Genomic DNA, 21,586 nt, shown 5'->3' on the forward strand with positions numbered 1-21,586 from the left:
GGGTTAACGTCTCGGGCTCCCGGACGCGAAAGTTCGCGAAGCCGGGAGCCCGTTGTTTGTGCAGGTCAGAAAGCGAGTGAAGCGAGTGCGGCCTTCACTTCGTCGGCGTTGAGACGGACCTGCTCGTCGTCGTCCTCGTCCTGGGGGTCGTCGGCCGGCACGTCGGCCGCGGGAACGTCTTCTGTGACGCTGTTCTCGGGGGCGGTGGTCTCGCCGCTCTCACCCTCATCGTCGTCCCAGCCGTCGGAGACGTCGTAGTCGGCATCCCACAGGTCGAGGGAGGAACCGGCCGGGGCGTGGCGCTTGTTGTCGTCCATGGGGAGACCCTTCTTCGCGAGCGTGGTCAGCAGGTTGGTGATGACGGGTTTGAGGTGCTGGAGGTGGGAAGGGCCGGCGTCGGAGACCTCGATCAGCGATGTGGCGTCCTGGAGCGCCGCGGCGGTGGGCTGCATGAACCGGGCGTCGATCTCTTCGTCTCCGTCGACCGCGTGGCTCTCGCCGGTGACGGGCAGCGCCACGGTGGTCAGCTCTACCGGGGTGGGAGTGCCGAGGTCGACGTCCCGGCCAGCCGTGGTGTACGGGATGGCGTAGGTGTTGGTCTCGTCTCGGGAGTGGTGGGAGACGAGGACCCGGTCGGGGTAGGTGGCCTCGATCGCCACGTAGCAGTCGCCGTCTTCGGGCGACAGCAGGGTGCGCGCTGCGTCGGTGAGCCGGGCGCGGAGCTGTTCGTAGGAGAAGGGCATGGGGGTGGTCAACGGAACCTCCGTGAGGGGCACAGCGAGGGACGCGGCCTTGGCTTCGAGCACGATCTGCGTCGCGGACTTGTGCTCTGCTGCGTGGGTGGCTGGGTAGATGCCGAGCGCGTCGTGATGCCGCAGGTTGCAGTAGCCCTTGGCGTCATCGGCGGTCATGTGCTTCGAGGCGATGGCCACGCAGCGGTCGAAGTCGCCTGCCGCGCCCCAGCCGATCTGTGCCGCGCCTTCCCCGGCGGCGTACCAGCGACGGAGCTGCTCGGCGTCGCCGCGGTTGCGGTTCGCTCCGCCGGCCTTGGCCTCCAAGACGATCTGCGAGGCGGACTTCGCTTCCAACGGCGGGGCGGACGTGGCATCCGGCGCGGGGGCGCCCGGAGCTTGATGAGGCTGCTCCTGTGCATTGCCGCCGAGTTGCACGAACGAGGTATCGGGGCCGCGCACCACGGCGATCTGCTCGAACGTCACGGGGGTGGCCGGGACGGGCTCGGTGTCGGGCAGGTTGTAGCCGAGAGTGATGTGCGGGGTGAAGCCGTGGTTGCCCTTGACCTTGTCGGCGTAGACAGAGGTGCTGAGGGTGTCCACCACACGCTGCCGTAGCTCGGCCAGGCCCGGCACGTCCAGGGGAACCCAGGTGGGTTCGCCGTCTCCGGTGTCCGGGAACTTCCCGATGCCGCCGATGCTGCCCTTGAGTGGGGTGAGACTGCCGACGGCCGGGGTGACGATGTCCCGCAGGTCGTCTGGGTGGCCGCCGAGTGTTGCCGCGTCGCCGAGGTAGGCCAGCGTGACGTGGAGGTCTGCCGCCGCTGTTCCTTCGGGGTGTGCGATGCGGGCGGCGACCTCCGGGGGGAGCTTCAGTGCGACCATCACGCCACGGCCGGTGTGCGTCTCGGCGGCCTTCAGCTCGACGGCGGACCAGGTCGCCTTGCGCTCCAGTTCCTGCCCGCCGGAGCGGGCGGCGGTCTTCACCTCCAACGACCGGGTCATGGGGTGCGCTCCGTGCAGGACGGGGCTGATCTCGTAGAGGTCCAGGTCGTGGATGACGCGGACGTTGTCGTGCCGCTTGGACGCGCCGCCGACGGTGACCTTGTAGCCGATGGAGAACTGGGCCTCGCCGTTCTCGTGCCACATTTTGACCTGCTCGTAGGTGTCGCGGCCCCGGCTGGTGCGCAGGTTGTACTGGACGGTGGCGACCAGGGCGCCGGCCTCGCGCGGCCAGACGATCCCGCCGGGGATCGTGGAAAACCGCGGATCGCCCGGCATCCACTCCTCGACTTCCAGGACGGTGCCGACGGGGTCCTTCCACTCGTGATGCCATGCCGCTTTGACCCGACGGTTGGTAAGGGTGCGGGTGAACGCGCCGGGCACGATCAGGTCTGCGACTTCGTCCACGACGCCGGTCACGGCGTAGATGGCACGTACCACTCCCTTGGCCTGTGTGGGGCGGCGCAAGGGCGCGTTGGGCGGCGGCGGTGTTCTCGGCACGGCGGGTTCCTCCTGGGCGGGCTTCTCGGCGGTGCGCACCGTGCCTCCGCGAGGTGGTTAGCGTCCCGCCGTGCCTGCCGCCTGGGTCACTTGAAGGGGTTGGGGCGCTTCCCCTTGCCGGTGGGCTCCTCTTCCTCGTCGTCCTCCGCCGGCTCATCCCCGTCCGGCTCTTCGTCGGTCTCCTCGTCCGCCGGGGCGGTTGCGGGGTCCTCGGGGGCTGCGCCGTCGGCGGGTACGACTTCGTCGGCCGTGCCGAAGTCGAGGGGAAGTCCGCCCGCCTGCGCCTGGTCGGCCGCGGCCGGGTCGGGGGCTGCCGCCGGGTCTACGGGAGCGCCATCCGCTGGCTGCTCGGCGTCCGGCGCAGCACCGTGGGTACCGCCGGTCTCGGACATGCCCGCGTCGTCCACGTCGATTGCCCACGCTTCAGGGTCGGCATAGCGCCACACCTGACCGGTCTCGTCGCGCACCCAGCCGGTCAGGGTGCCGTCCTCGGCTTTGTCGAGCCAGGCCTGCTCTCCGGACGGCCCGGAGAAGGCGGCGTACGCCTGTGCGGGATCGCTTTCATCCCCTTCGTCGTATACGTCGCCGGCCCACGGCCGCGCGTCGTCTTCCTGCGGGGGCTCGGCCTCCGGTGCAGCGGCGGCCGGGTCCTCCTCGGCAGCCGGGTCGTCGGGCTGGGGCAGCGTCTTCACGGCGTATGCGTAGTCCACGGGCGCAGAGTGGAGGGCGGCCCCGGCTTACGTCTCGCCCCGGCCTCTGTCGAGACGCGTAGCAAATCGCTAGGATTCTGCTATGGCTACCACACAGTTGAATGCGCGAGTCCCCGAGGAGCTGGCCGCTGCGGTGCGCGACTCCGCGTCTCGCGCCGGCATGAACATCGGTGACTACGTCGCCTCGGTGCTGGAAGCGGACCAGGCCGCGGCATCCAGTCCGGAACTGCGCGAGGCTCGCGCACAAATGCACGCTGCGGCGGCCTATAAGAAGTGGAAGGCCAACGGACAGTCCGAGGACGGAGCGATGAGCATGGGCGAGGTCTTCGGCGCGTGACGGCAATCCCCGCACGGTTCGCCGCGAACGTCGGCGAGACGATCAAGAACATGCCCGTCCCGGACAAGGAGGAGCTGCACAACGCTGTGCTCCAGGCGTGCAGCGACCCCTGGTCGTGGCCGCAGGCAGACAAGTATGAGCTGGACGAAACGGTGCGCGTCATCACGACGCGCACCGTGATCGTCCACTACGTGATCCTTCCAGGACCGGACCCTCACCTGTGGGTCTTCGCAATCACGACCTGACTTCGACCACCGTCGTGTGCTGGCGCAGCAGCGCGATCACCGCGGCGGTGTCCGTCACCTCCAGGTCACGTTGCGGCCCGAGCGGGCCGAGCAGTACCGATTGCCCGGCGTACTGCTCAACCAGCGCCCGAACGCGGCGGGAGCCGACGATCGGCTGCCCCTCCTGCCCGGTGACGTCGACCTGGTAGGCCGCGCCGTCTTCGAGCATTCCCGTCACCAACATGCTGTGCTCCTTCTACCGGGTGGCGAGCAGTCCGAGAAGGAATGCCCGCAGGTCGTCGTCCTCGTACCACCGGCCGTCGAACAACGTCGCCAGGCCGAGCGGCACGATGTCGTCCGGGGTGCCCTGTGTGGCCCGGTTGCGGAACAGCCGGCCCAGCAGCACGTCCAGTGAGGTGCGGCGGCGCGCCCCGGTCCGCCCGCGGTGGGTGCGGGAGAAGTGGAACGCTTCCTGGGCGGCCATGAGGTCGGGATAGTGCTGCTGGAGGTGCGCGAGCAGTGCGTTCGCGGCCGTGAGGCGCCCGGCGTCACCCAGGTCCGCGACCGTGGCCGTCTGCCCGTCGTAGTTGCCCGCGTCACCGTTCCGCGCTGCGAGGAACCGCGCCTCGGTGGGGGTCAGCCAGTCCCGGGGCACGAACCGGGAGACGTCCACGAGCGCGCGGGTGGCCTCCGGGTCGCTGTCCGGGGTGGTGATCAGGTGGGACCCGGCGGCCGGCCCCATGTCGCGGATCTCGGCGAGGGTGTCCCGCACGATGTCCGGCAGTGCGGCGGCGTACGCCCGCTGAAGGCGCTGCGCTTCCTGACGGGCGGCCTGGGCTTCGGCGCGTGCCGCATCGATCTCCATGTCCGCGTCCGGGGCGCCACCGGCCTCCGCTGCTTGCAGGTCACGCAGGCGACGCTCGGCCGTGTCCGCGTGGTCTGCGGCGTGCCGGACGGTGCCGTGCGGGTCGTTGCCCAGTTCGGGCGCCGCGGCGGTCAGACGGGCGGCGATGTCGCTGTCCATGTCGAGGCCAGCGGCCCGTACGGCGGCCAGATGCCGCAGAGCTTGCGGTCCGGGGCCACCATCGACAGCGCGGTCCGGCACCCAGCGGACACCGTCTTGCACGGGCGGAAGCTGCCCGGCCGCGAGGGACGTCCGGCTGGTGGGCCGGTACCAGCGGGAGCGGCCAGAGACCTGCCCGAAGCGACCCGGGGCGGGCAGAAGCCGCGCCCAGTGGGCGATGCGGTCACCGAGGGACAGTCCGTCGGCGTGACCGGGCAGATTCGTCGCTGCGGCCAGGCGGCGCAGGCGGCGGGCTTCGGGCCACGACTTGACGCGCTGGACCAGATTGCGGCGGAAGCGGGCGATGCGCTCGCGCATGCGCCGCAGGCCTTCGCGGCTCTTCCTCCATGCCTGCGCCAGCCCCTTCAGGAACGCGGCGATCACTGCGACGATCTTCCGTGCGAGAACGACCAGGGCGGCCACGATGTGCGTGAGGAGCCCGGCGCGCTGGCCGGCGGGCAGGGTGGCGGCGATGCGCTGCGCTGTGGCGTCACGGTTGGCGGCCATCCGGGCGGCGAGTCGACGGACGATCGCGGCGCGGCGCTCCTCGGTAAGCCCGCCAGCAGCGGCGCCCTGGAGGGCATTGCCCACCGCGTCGTCCACGTGCCCTGACACGGCGTCATCGACGCGGGAGTCTCCGTCGGCGATGTCCGGCTCGGGCCGGTTGCGCAGAGCGTCTGGGATCAGGCGCAGCAGGTCGGCCGCGCGTCGGGCGGTGTCCTCTTCGGACTCGCCATCCAGCGGCTCCAAGTCGTCGAGGGTTCGGACCGCAGCACGGATGGCGTCCGTGCGGGCACGCGCGGCCTCTTCGCGGAGGGAGCGCACGAGTTCCGCCCGCTCGTCTCCGTCGATACCGGCGTCGGTGATCGCGGAGAGGGCACCGTTGCGGGCCCGCCGCATCGCCGGGCGCAGGGCCTCGGGGGTGAGCTGCGCGGCGATCTGCTCCCGGAGCTGGTGGATGCTGCCCGGGGTCGCCGTGCCCTGGATGGCGTTGTCGACGACGGCGCGCACCACGGAGTCCGCGTAGTCGGAACGGAGTTGATCGGCGTCGGGCGCGGGGTTCGGGTCCCGCGGCTTGGCGTCGGCGTCGTCGTCTCCGGCCGGGGTCTGCGGCTCGGGGAGCTGGTACAGCGGCTGTCCGGAGCCGAGGGACCGCTTGAAGCGCATCCCGTCCGCATCCTCGATCGTGAGGACTCGCGCGCCGCCGGGGGCGTCCTCGATCTTGACGATCTTGAACGAGGCCAGGGTGTCGGGGTCGAACTCGCCCGGCAGGGCGATGGTGTCGCCGACGCCGACCGCTCCGATCGTGCCCGGCTCGGGGCGCGCTGTGTCGTCCGGCTCTTCGCCGGCGGCAGCGGCGAGGTGGTTCGCGGCGCGCTGCGCGGCCCGGCCCTCCGGGGTAGAGGAGTCCGCGCCGTCCCGCAGATCGTCGGCAAGCGCCGAGGCCTGGTCCGGGGTGACTGGGAGGTCGTTGGCGAGGCGCGCGGCGGCCTGCTGGGCGGCGGGGTCGCCAGTCGGGGCGTCGCCGCGGTCCGCGATGGCGTCGCGCTCCTCGGGGGAGAGCTGCGGGTCCACGGTGGGCCCGGTGACCGGGTCGACGGCCGGAGCCGGTTCGTGGGTGGTGATCTCCCCGTCGTTGTCAGCCGCGTCGTCCGGGCCAAGCTCGGGGGCGCGGCCGTCCGCGCCGAGGGCGCGCAGGGCTTCGGAGTCGCTGGGGACGCTGAGCTGGTCGGCTTCACCGGTAGTGGTGTCCTCGACGTCCAGGAGCGACGTCTCGCCGTCTTTCTCGGCGCGGGTGACGCGGGCGGTGCGCGGCCCGTCCGGGGTGTCCCGTACGAGCACGTCGCCTTCGTCCAACTCTCCGGCCGTGGTGGGCTCCACGCGGTCGACCTTGCCGCCGGCGTCGCTGTCGTCGGCTACTCCGCCCACGACGCGCAAGTCCGTGATGGGCAGGTCGGTCATGCCCTGCGGGGTGGCGACATTGGCGGTGTCTCCGTCCACATCCTCGACGGTGCCGAGCATGTTGCCGTCGTGGTCGGCGACGACGTTCCCGGGCCGAACGAGGTGCCCGTCGGTGGTCCAGCCGGTGGGCCGCCCCGCGCCGCCGTCGGTGACGTTGAGGGAGGTTGGCGCCTGGGTGTCGTCGGTGCGGTCGTCGCCGAACTGAACGCGGGTGGTGCTGGCACTTGCACCGGTGACGACTCCCTCGCGGCCGTTATCGTCGGTGACGACGGAGCCGGGGAACAGGCCGTTGCCGTTGCGGTCGGTCGGGACGTGGTCGGCGATGCGGCCGGTGAGGACGTCGGAGTCGGCGCCGGTCTGCGGGGCTCCGTCGATCTGGTCGGCGTCGTCGCGGGTGGCGCGCGCCGCGGTGGCGTCCGGCATGACCCAGATCGAGTTCCGCTTGCCGCGGCCGTCGGGGGTGTCGGAGATCAGGACGCGGTACATGTCCTGCACGCGGCGGGCCTTGGTCGTGGGTACCTTCTTGGGGCCGTCCACGACGTATCCGGCGAGGGTGCGCGGCGTGCCGCCCTTGGTGATGCCCTCGATTCGGACCAGGTCCCGGAGGCCGAGGTCGCCGACCTTGACCCATTCCGCGGGCCGGCCGCCGACCGGCTCGGGCGCCGGAGGCTCCTCGGCCGAATCGGTGTCGGGCGCCGGGATCTCCTCCTCCTTCTTCTTCCGGCTGCCGGGGGTCTCGGCGTGCGGCGTGGCCGGGGCCGGTGCAGTGCTGCCCTGCTCGGGTGTGTCGGTGGCCGCACGCTCGGTGTCGATGCCGCCGGAGGGGCCTGCGGCCGGCTCGTTACCTGACTGGGCAGCTGCGGAGGGAGCGTTGGCGCGAGGGGCCGTGTTCGGACGCAGCTCCTCGGTACCGTCCGGCGTCGTCCGGGCCTCCGGTGCGTCCGGCATCGCAGCCTGGTCAGGGGTGACGTCGACCTGGGGGGCCTCGCCAACTCGGCGGCCGTAGGTGTGCTCATCGAGGGGCAGGTCGATGTCGTCCACGGAGGCGAGCCGGGCTACGTTCTCCCCGACAGGGATGATGAACGTTTCGGAGTCGGCGTTCTTGCCGTCTCGCGGGCTGAGGCCGACCGTGATGCGCCAGGCTTTTTGCCGCTTGCCATTGGTGGTGAGCGTGGCCTTGCGGGGCTCCCCGATGACGTATCCGGTCATGCGGCTGGTGGCTCCCGCGTACCGGCCGGTGACCCGGCCATCGAGGTACACGACGTCGCCCTGCCGGATGTTGCCGACAGGGGCAATCTCTGCGCGATCCCTGCCACCGTCGGCTCGCAGCGCGTCGAGGACCTGCTTGGCGGCGCGATCATTGCGGGTGTCATGGTGCATCGCCCGAGGGTCCTCGGGCCGCAGCACGTCCAGGTACTCGCGGATCTTGTCGGCCAACCAGCCGGGCCCGAGGATGTACTTGTCCTTCAGGTTGGCGGGCTGGTGCTGGTAGTGGACCGCGTCGAGCCACCGCAGCTCGTCGTGCAGGTGGTCGAGGTCGTCCGCCACGTTCCCGGTGACGGTCTCCCCGCGGCCTAGCCTGTCGACTATCCGGCGCAGTTCCCGGTAGCGATCCATGTCGGCCGGGCTGTCGTTCAAGCTCTCCAGGCCGCGCAGATTCTCGTCCGGGAACCCGAGGCTGCGGTTGGTGTGCCGCATGTCCCACGCAATGTCGGGGTGGACGATGTTCAGGTCCGGTTCGCCGCGCTCCATGTCGCGCAGCACGACATGGGCAATGGCAGCTTCCCGGCTGGAGAAATGAAGCGACGGTCCGAAGGAAGGCTCGCTCCACCACACAGGATCGGGCTCAGACAGGTGGTATCCGGAGCGGTTCGGCTCACGCAAAGTGCCGATCAGCCGGCCGTTGCGCCAGATCTCGCCGTCGCGGTCCGAACGGATCACAGGGGCGGGCACGAAGCCTTGGGCCGCGAGTTCCCGCATGCCCTCGGGCGATCCGAAGAGGGCACGCTCACCCTCTTCGCTGATGACGCGGTCTTTCCCCCCGCTCTCGTACTGCTTCATCTCCTCGGCCGTGGGGACGCGCCGCCCGTTCACAGTGCCCGCGCGGCGTTCTCCCTGCGGGTGTTCGGCGTTGACGGCGTACTGGGACGTGGCGGCAGACGCCGGCTCGGCGCCTGCGGTGGCCGTGTCCTGGCCATCCGAGCCTTCCGTAGCAGTGGCTACGGCATTCGCAAGGTTCTGCCCCCTGTCGTCCCGCTGGTCCGCGCCATCCGGGCTGCCGCCCATCTGGCCGGGCATGTCTGCGTCCGGTGTCTCAGACCGGTCCGCGTTGCCGCGGTGGAGCTCGGCCGCGAACTGCCGGGCCTGAGCGACGGCACTGCCCAGGGGCATCCCCTCAGCGTTGTGCCAGGCGCGCAGGGCCGCTTCGTCGAGGTCGGGACTGGCCCAGTCGATCCGGTCGCCGTTGGGGTCCCGAAGCTGCTCGTATTCGCCCGCGAGACGGCGCGCACCGGCGGCGCCACCGATCTCCTCTCCGTTGGCGTCCCATCCGGCCAGGTGCATGCCGCTCACGGCGTGGCCGAACTGCCAGGTGCGGCCGTCGTCGTCGGACCAGGTGATCAGGCCGCCGTCGGGTGACAGGGCAAGTGTGTCGTTGTCGGCCAGGTTCCGCAGGTAGGCGGCGTGCTCCTCCGGGTTGGCGCCTCGCGGGGTGGATGCCTGCCCGGAGCGGTACCGGTCCTTCAGGTCTGCCAGCCGTCGCGTGCGGCCTGCGCCCACGGCGCCGCGGGCGTCATCGTCGCCGCCCGAGCGGTCGTTGCCGTTATCCGGGAGGTTGGGGAGGCGCGGGAGACCGCCGTTCGGCTCGCCCCCATTCCGCCCGCCGCCGTCGCGGTCACGGCGTCGACGCCGGTTGCGGCGCCTCCGCCCGTCGCGGTCGTTCTCCTTCTGGTCCTCGCCGTCAGGCTGCTCGGCGTCGCTGGCGGCCTGGTCGTCGTTGTCTCCGTTGCCGTCGTCCGCGCGGTCATCATCGGCAGTGTCCGGCGCGGGTACGCCGGCACCCGGCACATCGGCGCCATCGCCACTGTCCGGCTCGTTCCCTTCGCCTCGGGCCGGCGCCCGCCGACGCGAGTCCCGGTCCTCAGCGTCCTCGTCCTGGCGCTCGTCCTCCTCGCGGGCCTCGCTTTCGTCCGAGGCCTGGCCTGCTCGGTGCCCGTCCATGTCGGGACGCGTTGCCAGTGCCCTGTACGCATGCTGGGTCTGCATCGAGTCGATGCGCTCCACCCAGTTGTCGTCATCATCTGCTGCGATGTAGTAGTTCCAGCCCGTCGCGTGCTGGTTCTGGAGCTGTTCGGGGTTGGACCCCAGGCGCAGCTTCCAGCCGTCGGACTCCTTGCCGTGCCGCCAGAACGTGGTGCGCTCCGGGGTCTCGTACAGGTAGCCCTCGAACTGCCCGATTCCGCCGTGGCGCTCCGTGCCGCGGACGCGCACGAGGTCGCCCTCCGCCAGGGACTGCGGGGCAACCGCCGCGCCTTCAGGGTGCTTGGGCAGATGGGACTGGGCGGCGTACGCCTCCTCATCCTTCGGCAGCTGCCCCTTGGTGTACACGTCGGTGCGTGCCCGGTGGGAGGCCCGCTTGCGTACGGCCGGCTCCGGGTTCTCGACAATCACCACGTGGTCGCCGGGCTCGGGGTCGCGGCCACCACGGTGGGAGTCGAGCGTCACCGAGCGGATAGCTCCCTCAAGGCCGTCGCGGTGGGTATGGATGACGTACTGCGGCGAATGCATCCCGTCGAAGGCGTCGGTCGTTCCCATCCGGGGGTGCACGGGGTGGAAGATGTCTCCCTGCCGCAGCTCGGAGGCTCGCGCCCACCTCATGCCCTTGGGCAGCGCGGCTTCACCGATCTTCAGCTCTCCAGTACCGGTCCGCGGATCGGCTGCGGGCGTCATGGGCAAGCCCATCGCGGACCGCCGGCCGTTCATGTGATGCCATCCGGCCCAGTTCGAGGTGTCATCCTGCGTAGCCCAGCCGGCGAAGGCGCCCCGGTAGGCACGGCCATCCGCGATAGCCGCTGCCAGCGGTCGGATCGCTTCAGGGAATTCCCCGGGCACCCCGTACGCCATCTGGTCGGGGTTGTCTCCGCCAGCGACGTCGGCGATGAAGTCCTCTGCCTGCTGCGCGGAGAGGCCGTGTTCCGCGGCGCCCTCACGGGCTCGCGCGATCTGCTCGCGCACTGCCTCTCGGGCCCTCTTCGACGCATCCTGGACTATCTGGTTGAGCCGTTCGTTTGCCTTCTTCCGGCCGCTGCGGGTGGCGATGTTGTCCATCAGGACGGGCCGGATGTCCGCCCGCAGTTCCTCGCCGAGGTGCTGCACGAGGGAGCGCAGCTCACCAGCCTGGTCAGCAAGGAACGGGCGTGCGCTCTCCGGCATCTGGCCGAGGTGGTATCGGGTGTTCTCATCGAACTGTGCCAGCGGTTCGGCCTCGAAGGCGGAGCTGATCCAGAACCGCGTCTCCCAGGGGTCTGACGGCAGTCCGCGGTCGCCCTGAGCAGCCATCACCCGGTCGAGGAAGACGTTGCGCAGACCGGCGGGCTGGGGCTCGGCCCACACGCCGACCCAACGTCGGGGTTCCTCTGCCCGGCTTCCGCCGTCGGGGAAGCTCAGCGGCGGTCGTTCGGTCGAAGCGTCCTCGTCCGTCGCCGCGCCCCCGCTGGGGGTGTCGGCAGCGGCCGGGGGGCCCAGCTCCGGCCTTCGCGGGTCGATGTGCTCTGCGATCCGCCGCTCCGCTTCGTCCTGTGAGACGGCACGACCATGCTCAAAGCGGGTTCGGGGACCGTCTTCCCCATCCTCGTGAGTGCGCGCAATGGTGAGCGCGGCGCTGGCCGTGGGGTCGTCGTCCCCCAAGCCGCGGACAAACCAGCCGCTCCCGACCGAGCCGTGGCGGTCGCTCTCGGCACGCCACCCGCCGTTCTCACCATGCAGGCGGCCGATGCGCTTGCCGTCGAGGTAGACCGCGCGGCCGACGGACCGGCCGTCGATGTGCAGCCCGCCGACCTCGACGGGCTTACCGTCGTGCTCTCCGACCGTCTCCCGCGTCTCCTCCGGGCCCTTCCAGCCCAGGGTATTGGTGTGCTCGACATCGTCGTCCGGTGCCGGAGCCGTGATCGGCTCGGGTGCCGGCAGACGCTCGATCTTCTCGTCCGTCAGGATCGTGACGGCGTTGCGGGTGGACGGCTTCTCGCCTTCCCGGCCGATGTGGAGGCGCCACGCCTTCACGGACTTCCGGTCACGGGTCGCGGTGACCTTCTTGGGAGCGGCGAGGAGGTACCCCTCTCGTACGACGGAGTTGCCCGCGGTGGTCTGCGTTTCCGCTCGGATGTAGTCACCGATCTGCGCCGTGCCAGGGTCGAGGACTTCGGAGTCGTCGGCGTCATCGTCCAGCGCCGCGTCCGTCTCATCAGGCTCGTCAGGCCCGGCCGGAGCGGCGCCGTCACGGCCGGCTTCCGGAGCGCTCTGCTCGGGCGTCACGTCCGGCGTGTCGGTCTCCGGCTCCTCGGGACGGGGCTCGTACGGCTTGTCGTACGCGTCCGGCTCGCCGATCGGGGGCAGGGTCGCCGCGCTGCGTGCGGAGTCGTACTGCTGACGCTCCATCTTGCGGGCGGCGCCGAGTAGCACCTTCTTGTTGCGTCGGCCCTCCAAGGTGCCCTCGTCCTGCTGCGCGGCGGCCTGGCGAGCGGCGGCGGCGATGGCTCCGGCCTGTGCCGAGTAGGGGCTGTAACGGCGGTGCCCGGGGTCCCACGGCAAGGTGTCGATCGGGGTGCCGTCTGCGTACTCGCCGGAAAGGGTGAGCTTGCTCAACTCCCGCACCTGAGCCGGGGTGAGCGTCATCTCGGTGATAGCGCGGTCCGGCGTGATCGGCTTGCGCTTCTCCTGCTCCGGCTTGCCGTTCTCGTCGTTCTTGCCGGTGTACTTCAGGCGGATGGAGTCGAGCCCGTCGCGGACGATCGACGCGGCGCGGATCGGTGCCGCCCCGGCTTGCGAGGCCATCTCCTCATGCCACTGCATCTCGGCCGGGGCTCCGCCGTCGGCGTCCTGCCCCCACCAGTAACGGCGGCCGTCGTCACCGATTCGTGCGCGTACCCAGCCGATCGTGTTGCCGTCGCGGTCCACGATGGTGCCGTGCCCGGCGTCCATGTCGAGGTCTCGCAGTCGGTGCCCGGTGGAGAGCTCGGTGCCTTCATGGGTGGCGGCCTGGGCGATCTTCTCGGCGTTCTGCTGTTCCTTGGTGTTGTCGGGGAGGTCGCCGTTGAAGGGGGTGCCGTCCGGGCGGGTCACGTACTTCAACGCGTGCGATCGGGTGCCGCGCTCGGCACGAACCAGGACCGACCCGTTGTGAACGGCCATGACTTCGCCGAGCCCGTCCGGGCTGTTCACCTGGTCACCGACAGTGGGGAGGTCGGCGGCCGGGGCGTCACTCTCCGATTCCTCCTGGTCGTTGTCGGCCTGCGTTGCGGTGCCCGCGGTCGGGGCGGTCTCTTCCCGCTCGGCGGCGTCGGTGTCCTCCTGGTCGGCGCCGACCAGCTCCCCCGGCTCCGTGCTGGGAACGGAGGTGACGTCGGCCGTACGGTCCTCCGGCTCGGCGTCGGCGCTGTCCTGGCCCTCGGGGCTGATGGCGTCCAGGTCTGCGCGCACGGCCGCCGGGTCGAGTGTGGTGGTCTCCTCACGCGTGTCGTCCTCTTGCCCGGCAGTGTCGGTCTGCGGCGCTTCGGCCTCCGAGGCATCCGGAGCTGCGGGCGTACCCTCCGGAGCGTTGCTCTCGTCGCGCTGCTCGGGGGACTCCTCCGGGGCGTCCTCGCGCAGAGAGTCCAGGTCCGACCGGACCTGCTCCGGGGCGAGGGTGGTCTCCCCGCGCTCCTCGCGTGCCCGCTGGATCTTGGCCTTCTTCTCGCGCTCCTTGGCGGCCTTCCGCGCCTCGGCATCCGGCCACAGGATGCGCGGCCGACCCTTGTCGTCGGTGCTGATGGACGGGGCGGCCGGCGTGCGCGGCAGGAGGTCGGTGTCCTGCGCGGCGGCCGGGTCGTCCACGTCGCCGGACTCCTCGCCGGCGGCCAGGCGGGCTTCACGGAGCTGGTGTTCCAGTGCATCGAGGCGGGCGCGCTTCTCGCGTCCGGCTTCCTCGCTGGTGGTGTCCTTGGACTGCTCGCGGATGAGTGCGCCGATGAGCTTGGAGCGGCGCTCGGCGGAGTCCAGTTCGTCGGCCTGCTCGAACGGGCGGTTGACCCGCTCGCGGGCGGTCTCGGCCGCGCGCTCCTCCTGGCGGAGGTGGGACTCGGCCCGCACGATCCGCTTGTCGACGTCGGCGAGCGAGTCTTCCAGGCGGGTGATGGGGAGGGTGGACTCCTTCTTCAGGTCGTCTTCCTGGTAGGAGTGACGGCTCTGCGGGATGTCCGGGAAGCTGATGTCGACCAGGTGGACGCGGCCGAAGTCGCCCCATGCGGTGCGGTACTGGGCGGTGACCTCGATGTTGCCGATCTTGCCTATCGGGATCTTGGGGTGCCCGCCCGAGCGGTATGGGTCGGCCTTGCCTTGCCGGAGGACGGCGTGGGCGGCAGTTGCGAAGGCCTTCGCCGCCTCATCTCGCTTGGTGTAGTCGTTGTGCCCGAAGGTGGCGTTGAAGCTGTCGCCGCGGGTGCTCTTGCGGCGGGCGATGACGTCCTGGAGCTGGGCGACGAGCGTGTCCGTGCTCTCCCGCAGCAGTTCGGCGCCGCGGATCGTGCTCTTGTAGCCCTCGATCGTGCGCATGTGGCCCTTGAGCTTGCGCTTGAGGATCGCGAGGGAGGCCTTCACGTTGGCCTGCTCCAGCAGGTACGGGTTGCCCGTGCTGATGGCGGTGACTTGCTCGGCGTTGAACACGCCGTCGGGGATGTCCTCGACGGTGCGGTCGGTCAGGTTGCCCTTCATGATCTGGCGAATGAACTTCGCCTTCCGGGCCACGGTCTGCCACGAGAAGCCGTCGAAGCTCTGCTCGGTGACGTACTGGAAGATCGCGACTTCGGGGTTGGCGTTGCCCTGCCGGATGATGCGGCCGTTGCGCTGTTCCAGGTCGGCCGGCCGCCACGGGCAGTCGAGGTGGTGCAGGGCGGTCGCCCGGAGCTGGACGTTGGTGCCCGTGCCCATCTTGGTGGTGCTGCCGACGAGCACGGCGATCTTGCCGGTGCGGGCGTCGTTGAAGAGGCGGGCCTTTTCGGCGTCGTTCTTCGCCTCGTGGATGAATCGAATCTTCTCGGCCGGCACGCCGCGCTCGATCAGGAGATCCTTCAGCTCCTGGTAGGCCGGGAAGCGTGACTGGGACAGTTCCTCGACGCTGGTCGGGCTGTCGTCCTTTTTCCCCTTCTTTTTGGCCTTGCCCGGGTCCTGGGGCGTGCCCATGTCGAGGAACACGATCTGGAGGCCGCCGGGGGTGTCGTGCGGCGTGGGGTTGTTCTTCGAGGTGGGGTAGACCGCGTCCTTGGTCTCCTCGTAGATCCGCGCGATGTTCTCTGCGGCCTTCGGCAGCTTGTTGCCCTGCTCGTCCAGGCCGACCATGCGCGGGTCGAGGCTGACCTTGCGCCCGTCGCTGGAGATCTTGAGCATGTTGTCTTCGCGGGGGTCGACGTTCCCCTGCTTGACGTCCCTGGCTCGCGCGGCGAGTTCCCTCTGGTACGCGAGCATTTCGTCCGTCGGTTCGACGGAGATGGTGATGGCCTTGCCGCTTGCGACGTCCGGGGTGTCCAGGTACTCGGCGAGGTCGTCGGAGTTCTTGACGTCGGCGACGGTGCGCCAGATGCGCAGCAGCTCGGGCATGTTGCGGAACGCGGCGAAGCGGGCGACTTCCTTGAACCCGGAGCCGTCGGCGGCCAGCTCGACGCCGTTGACGATCTTTCCGTAGGTGGACGCGAACTCGTCGAAGTTGCGGACCTTGGCCTTCTCCAGGAGGTCGGGCCGCAGGTAGCGCAGCATGGTGTGTGCCTCGGTCACGCTGTTGGAGATCGGGGTGGCCGTGGCGAAGGTGACGACGCGGCCGGACTTGGTGTTCGCCCGCAGGTACTCCAGCTTCATGTCGAGGTCGCTCGCGCGGTTCGATCCCTCGATCGCGGCGCCGGGGATGCCGGAGTTCGTCGACAGGTTCTTGTAGTGGTGCGCCTCGTCGACCACCACGTAGTCGATGCCGGTGTCCTCGAAGTACAGGCCAGCCGTGTCCTTGGATGCCTTGATCTTCGCGTTGATCTTGGCTTCCAGCTTCTTCAGCCGATTCTGGATCTCCTTGACCATCCGGGAGTCACGGGTGACTCCCGGGTTGTCCAGCTCGTCCTGCTCCTTCTGCCTGCGCAGAGCGGTTTGGAGGTGTTCCTTCTCCCTCTTGACGTATTCGAGCTGCACCTCGGGGCGCATGGGGATCGACTCGAAGGCGTTCTGGGTGAGGATCACCGCGTCGTAGTCGCCGGTCGCGACCCGGGCGATGAACTCACGGCGCTTGCGGCCCTGGAGGTCTTCGCTGGACGCAGCCAGGATGCGGCCGTTCGACGCCGACTCCGGGTACAGCTCCGCGAACTCGTCGTGGAACTGCTGAAGCATGTGATTCGGGACGACCATGGCGGCCTTGTTGATGAGCCCGAGTCGCCGAAGCTCCATCACGCCCATGGTCATTTCGGCGGTCTTGCCCGCGCCGACCTCGTGCGCCAGGAGCACGGCCGGCTCATTGACCATGCGGGCCACGGCCGCGTGCTGGTGCGCGTGCGGCTTGAACCACTCGGCGAGGCCGGGCATGGTGCGGCGCTGGCCGTCATACGAGCGCAGCGCCAGGTTGTTGTGGATGTCGTTGTAGCGCTTCTTGACCTGGTCAGAGCGCTCCGGAGTGGCCCACAGCCAGTCCTGGAATTCCTCGCGCAGCTCGTCGGCCTTGGTCTGCGCGGCTGCGGTGGCTTCCTCGTCGACGTACGTGTTGCCTGAGTCGTCCTTGTACGTGACGCGGATGCGCCCGTTGGTGAGGATCGTCTCGGCGAGCTTGATGGCGCTGTAGTCGCCGGTGCCCCAGACCTCGGTGGCCGCGCGGCTCTTCTTCACGCCGTCGGGGGCGTCGACCTTCCAGAGCGATCCGCCCTGGTAGCTGACCTTGACGTTCCGCGTGTTCAGCTTCTCGCGCAGGAAGGCCTGCACCGGGCCGGCGCCGAGCCAGGACGCGCCCATGGGGGCGTCGATCTCGCCCGGGGAGAGGTCCGGCGGGAGGACGTCTTCGAGCTGCTTGACGTTGATCTCGAAGCGGGCGTCCTCGGCGGCGAGGGCCTGCGCCTGCTCCAGCTTTTCGCGGACGTTGCCGGAGAGGTAGTCGGCCGCGGGGATGAGGTCGCCGCCGTTGTGCGGCTCGAAGACGAGCGGGTATTCGGTGCCGGTGTCGGGATCGGTCGAGCGGGCAGCGAGCAGCCTCTCGCGGGCCTTGTCCGGGCTGGTGCCCATGACCTTGGCGAGGGTTTCGGTGTCGAGGCTGCCGCGCTGCTCCATGACGATCGCCATGGCGTCCTCGGGGCTGTCGGCCCGGTCGGCGATGGTGCGGTGCCGCGACTGCCGCTTGGTGAAGATGGCGGCCGGCGTGCTGGTCTGGGAGTGGTCGTCGTAGGAGTCCAGGGACAGGACGACGGCCATCGTCGGGTCCTTGGTGATCAGCCCGCCCATCTGGGGCCGCTTGCGGAACGCCTTCTCGACCTGCTGGCCGGTCTCGGGGTCGGTGCTCTTGCGGGTGGCCCACTCGAAGCGGTTCAGGGAGCCGAACTTGGCGTGGTACGCGTCGTATCGGGCCTTGAGGTCGGCACGCAGGGCCTCGACGTGCTGCTCGTCGGTGTCCGGGCGGGACTCCTCGCGCACCAGGGCCTTCATGGAGTCGCGCAGGTCGAGGAGCTGTCGGGCCTCCTCCACCTGAGTGCTCGGCACCTCGAAGGGATGGATCATGCCGTCGCGGACCTGAGTGAACGTTCCGTCCGGCGCGACCTGCACATGTCCGTCGACCCGGTCGGAGCCCTCGGGCAGCATCTCGACCTTGCGGCGCTCCCCGGTGTCCGGGGTGTAGCTGAGTCCTGCGTCTTTCGCGCGGGTGACGATCTTCTTGAGGGCCTTGTCGAAGGCCGTGTTGAGGTCGCCGTCGCCGTCCACGCGCAGCTCGCCGGGGCCGTACATGCCGTGGCCCACGGCCATGTGGCCGAGGACGTGGCTCGGGTTCGTCAGGAAGTACGGGTTGACGTAGACCTTCGGCGCGTCGTCCGGCTTCTCGTCCTCGTCCAGCTCCTGGCCGGGCAGATCCTCGACGCGCGCGGAGTGGACCCACATCGGCGGGTCGTCCTTCTTCCGCTGGTCCGGCGTCTTGACCGCGCCGGTACGAGTGCGGCCCGAGGTGAAGTCCTTGTCCTTCTCGCGGCGGCGGAAGATCAGCAGGTCGGTGACGACGTCAGTGCCGGCCGTACGACGGTGCGCGCCGGTGGGAAGGCGGATCGCGCCCACCAGGTCCGCCTTGCGCGCCATCTCCATACGGGCGTCCTCGGCGCGGGGCGTCGAGCCGTCCATGGTGTAGCGGGAAGTGACGACGGCGACCAGGCCGCCGGGGCGGGTCAGGTCCAGGCTCTTCAGAATGAAGTGGTTGTGGATGTTGTGGCCGCCCTTGTTGTGGCGGAGATCCACGACCTGGTAGTCACCGAACGGGACGTTGCCGATGGCCATGTCGAACGTGCCGTCCGCGGCCCGGGTCTCCTCGAACCCTTCGTTGCGGACGGTCGCGTGCGGGTAGAGGGCCTTGGCGATTCCGGCGGTGATCGGGTCCAGTTCGACGCCGGTCATCTCGGCGTTGTCCGGCGCGTAGCCGATGAAGTTGCCGGAGCCCGAACCCGGCTCAAGGACGTTGCCGCCGTCGAATCCGAGTTCGCGGACGGCGTTCCAAACGCCCTGGACGATGGCCGGGTCCGTGTAGTGGGCGTTGAGGGTGTTCTCCTTGGCCGCGTCCCACTCCTTGTCGGAAAGCAGCCCACGAAGCTTCTTCTGGAGGGCCGCAAACTCCGGCTTCGGGTCGTCCACGAAGACCTGCGGAGTGGCGCCCCAGCCGGACCACCGCGCCAGGGTTTCCTGCTCGGCGGCGGTGGCCGGCCGGTTCTCGGCCTCCAGGCGGCGCAGCGTCTCGATGGCGGCGATGTTCGCCTTGACGCGGGGGAGGACACCGGTGGGGACGAGACTGCGCCCGTCCTCCGGCGGCTGATACTGCGGTGCGGTCTGCTCCTGCTCAGGGGAGCCGAAGGTTACTGAGCTGCGATCTTCGGCAGGCTCACCCTCGGCATCTCCTTGTCCTCCGTCCCGCTCTCCTTCGGCAGGTCGTACAGCATCTCGTGCAGGACCGCTTCCCTCGCCCGCATCGTCGCCATGTTGACGTCCGCCAGCGCGTCCCTGAAGTCCGCTCCCGGCTTCGTCCCCTCCCTGAACTCGTCGCGCCTCTCCGCGATCTGCTCCTCGATCTCCGCGCTGATCTGTGCGAAGAACGTCTCCGGCGGCGTCGTCTCCGCCAGTGCGGCCAGCGCCTCCGGCCTGTACGTCTCCCAGTACGCCTTCACCAGCGCCTTGTAGCCGCTCACTCTGCTGCTCCTCCTGGTCTTCCTGCTGCGGGCCGGCGGCCTGCTGCGGGGTCGGGACATCTTCACCCGGCGCATTCGGGTTCGGGGCGTCGGGGTTCGGGTCGCGCTCGTCGTTGTCCGGGGTACGGGGACGGCCGGTACGGGCAGCATGGCTGTCGACGCTGCGCTCGCGGTCGAACTCTCCGGCGATCTCCCAGATCGCCCGGCCGGATCGGTTGCCGTCCTTGTCGCGGAACTCGTTCAGCTCCTGGTTCAGCTTCGGGGAGCCCCAGTCGACGGTACGGCCATCATGGTCGCGCAGGCGGCTGCCAAGGTACAGCGTGAACCGGTCGGCAGTGTCACGGTCTGCGAAGTTGCCGTAGGTGTGCAGGCCTCGGGTTCCGAGCCCGGACAGGGAGCGGGCGGTACCGACGGCCCGCACCTCGAAGCGGTACTCGTCGTCGCGGTCGGTGTGCTCCAGGATGGCGAAGCCGCGGTGGTCGGCCAGGTGCAAGGTGATGTTCGGGTCGGTGGCGAGCCGGCGCATGACGTCGCGCTGGGCCTCGGGGGTGTCGTCGCTGCCGCCGCGCTTCCAGAACTCGCGCAGCTCATCGCTGTTGCGGGGACGGCCGCGCTCGTCGCCGAACGGCTGGGGACCAACGTGCCCGACGCCAACGTTGGTGTCCGGCACTCCGGTGCGGGCCGCGACCTCCTGGGCAGCATGCTGCTCGGGGTTCGCCGGGGCGGGGGTGGTGCGTGCGGCGGCTCCGGCGCGCTTTTTGGCCGCCTTATCGGCGAAGGCCTTCTGCGCGGCGCTCGCCGCGCCCTGGACCATGGCCCGGCCCTCGGGGGTGTTCAGGCGGGACTGGTAGTCGGGAGCGTCCCAGTCGAACGGCTCGCCGTTGAGCTGAGCGGCCTCCAGACGCTTCACGAAGTCGGCGGCCTCGCCCTTGCGGGTGGGCATGGCCAGCCGGACGCCGCTGTCGGTGAGGATGACGCCCCACCCGTGGTGGATCTCCCCGTTGCGACGCTGGACGCCCATCTCGCCGATGACGAAGTGCCCGTTGCGGGAAAGCTGCGGGTTCTTGAGCTTGTCGAACAGCTCGGCCGTCGAGGCGGTGTGCTTGTCCTGCGCGTCCTTGTCGGAGGTGTACGGCGTGAGGTTGCCGCTGGCCCAGTGTGCGCGGACGTCGTCGAGGCTCTTGAAGCGGCGGGTGGGGTCCTTGCGGCGGTTCGGCGCCGCGGCCTTCTTGGGCCGCGGTCGGGCCGGCGCGCCCTTCGGCGCCGGTATGGGCTCGTCCGCCCAGGCCTGCGGGGTGGGCTTGCCGTTCTTCTTGGCCTTGGGGATCTTCTTGCCGTCGTGGGCCTCGAACCGCTCGACGGTCAGGTTCAGGGCGTCGGCAAGATTCTGGGCGTAGCGGGCGACTTCGTCGCGACCGTCTGCCTCGGCGAGTTCGGCGAGGTGTTCGGCTTCTTCCGCAAGGTCTCGGATAGTCGAGAGGTCTTCGGAGTCGTACTGTCCCCGGGGCTTGTTCGTCTCCAGGGGGATGTCGCCGTCGATCAATTCGTCGAGGTCGAGGCCGTCCCCCGACAGCTCGTACAGCTCGTCGTATGCGGCGCGTGCCTCGGCGTTGTCCCAGTCGCGGGGCATGACCGCTTCGAGGTCGGCGAAGTAGTCGTGTGCCAGCTCGGCGACCGCGCGGCGCGCGTGCTCGGTGTCCTGGAACTGCTGCTCACGGTCAGGGTTCTTCGCGGTGGCCTTGGGGCCGCGCGCTCGGAGGGCATCGCCCCGGCCGGCTACGTGTCCGGCGCGCTCTCCGCCGTCGATGGGCAGCAGGTTCGGGTGGTGGCGGGTGCGCCGGTTGCCGTCAAGGTTGGAGGGGAGCGGGTCGCCCTCGTCGTCCTTGTCGTTGGGCATGACACGACCCCGGTGGACGAGCGGATCATCGTCTGCGGGCTCGGGGCCGGCGCCGTGGTCCTCGCCTTCCTTGTCAGCCCCGATGTCCTCGCCCTCGTCGTCCTTGCGGTGCGGCTCATCGGGGGTGTCGCCGTTGTCGCCCGGGTCGTCGGTGTCGACGCCGTTGCCGCGGCGGGTGTCGGCGGTGCGGCGTTCGTCCTCGTCGCGCACCTTCCGCTTGCTGCGGGTGGGGGCGGTGCCGTCGGGGCGGGCGACCATCGTGAGGCGGGAGGCATTGACGGTCGATCGCTGGTGGGTGGTGACGTTCTCCACCAGGACGTTCCGGCCACCGAGCGCCCGGATGACGCGGGCCATGCCGCCGCCCCACATACGGGCGATGCCGCCCGTCTCAATGAAGCGCCCCTTCGAGTCACGGGGATGCAGATCAGGGTTCCAGGAGCGGCGGCTGCGCTTGGCTTCGAGAGTGGCGGCGACACGGTCAGCGGCGTTCGTGATCTGCATGCGGCGGACCATGC

6 protein-coding genes are annotated in these 21,586 nt (G+C 70.0%); 2 read left to right on the forward strand and 4 right to left on the reverse strand.

Annotated elements, in window-relative coordinates; all coding sequences use genetic code 11:
* Window positions 1-65: 65 nt before the first annotated feature.
* Window positions 66-2,273, reverse strand: a complete 2,208-nt coding sequence (locus ACIGWZ_RS37440) for an HK97 family phage prohead protease (protein ID WP_400072189.1) — start codon at window positions 2,271-2,273, stop codon at window positions 66-68.
* Window positions 2,274-2,320: 47 nt separating this feature from the next.
* The gene (locus tag ACIGWZ_RS37445; protein ID WP_400072191.1) at window positions 2,321-2,944 is read right to left on the reverse strand and encodes a hypothetical protein; all 624 of its coding nucleotides are present in this window, start codon (window positions 2,942-2,944) and stop codon (window positions 2,321-2,323) included.
* 82 nt (window positions 2,945-3,026) lie between these two features.
* Here ACIGWZ_RS37445 and ACIGWZ_RS37450 point away from each other — a divergent pair, with 82 nt between their 5' ends.
* Complete coding sequence (locus ACIGWZ_RS37450) at window positions 3,027-3,281, forward strand: hypothetical protein (protein WP_400072192.1); 255 nt, start codon at window positions 3,027-3,029, stop codon at window positions 3,279-3,281.
* The gene (locus ACIGWZ_RS37455; protein ID WP_400072193.1) at window positions 3,278-3,526 is read left to right on the forward strand and encodes a hypothetical protein; all 249 of its coding nucleotides are present in this window, start codon (window positions 3,278-3,280) and stop codon (window positions 3,524-3,526) included. The genes ACIGWZ_RS37450 and ACIGWZ_RS37455 overlap by 4 nt, the downstream gene beginning before the upstream one ends.
* Here the strand turns inward: ACIGWZ_RS37455 and ACIGWZ_RS37460 are convergent.
* Both ACIGWZ_RS37460 and ACIGWZ_RS37465 read right to left on the reverse strand, forming a co-directional pair.
* Window positions 3,516-3,749, reverse strand: coding sequence for a hypothetical protein (locus ACIGWZ_RS37460; protein WP_400072195.1), 234 nt, complete (start codon window positions 3,747-3,749; stop codon window positions 3,516-3,518). The genes ACIGWZ_RS37455 and ACIGWZ_RS37460 overlap by 11 nt on opposite strands.
* Before the next feature lie 12 nt (window positions 3,750-3,761).
* On the reverse strand, window positions 3,762-21,572 hold the full coding sequence (locus ACIGWZ_RS37465) for a helicase-related protein (protein ID WP_400072197.1): 17,811 nt from the start codon (window positions 21,570-21,572) through the stop codon (window positions 3,762-3,764).
* Window positions 21,573-21,586 lie beyond the last annotated feature (14 nt).

It is taken from the genome of Streptomyces sp. NPDC053427 (genome assembly GCF_044544985.1).
Classification (GTDB): domain Bacteria; phylum Actinomycetota; class Actinomycetes; order Streptomycetales; family Streptomycetaceae; genus Streptomyces.

Coding starts and splice junctions, on each gene's coding strand:
- ACIGWZ_RS37450 (WP_400072192.1), top strand. CDS start 3,027: ATGGCTACCACACAGTTGAATGCGCGAGTCCCCGAGGAGCTGGCCGCT.
- ACIGWZ_RS37460 (WP_400072195.1), bottom strand. CDS start 3,749: ATGTTGGTGACGGGAATGCTCGAAGACGGCGCGGCCTACCAGGTCGAC.
- ACIGWZ_RS37465 (WP_400072197.1), bottom strand. CDS start 21,572: ATGCAGATCACGAACGCCGCTGACCGTGTCGCCGCCACTCTCGAAGCC.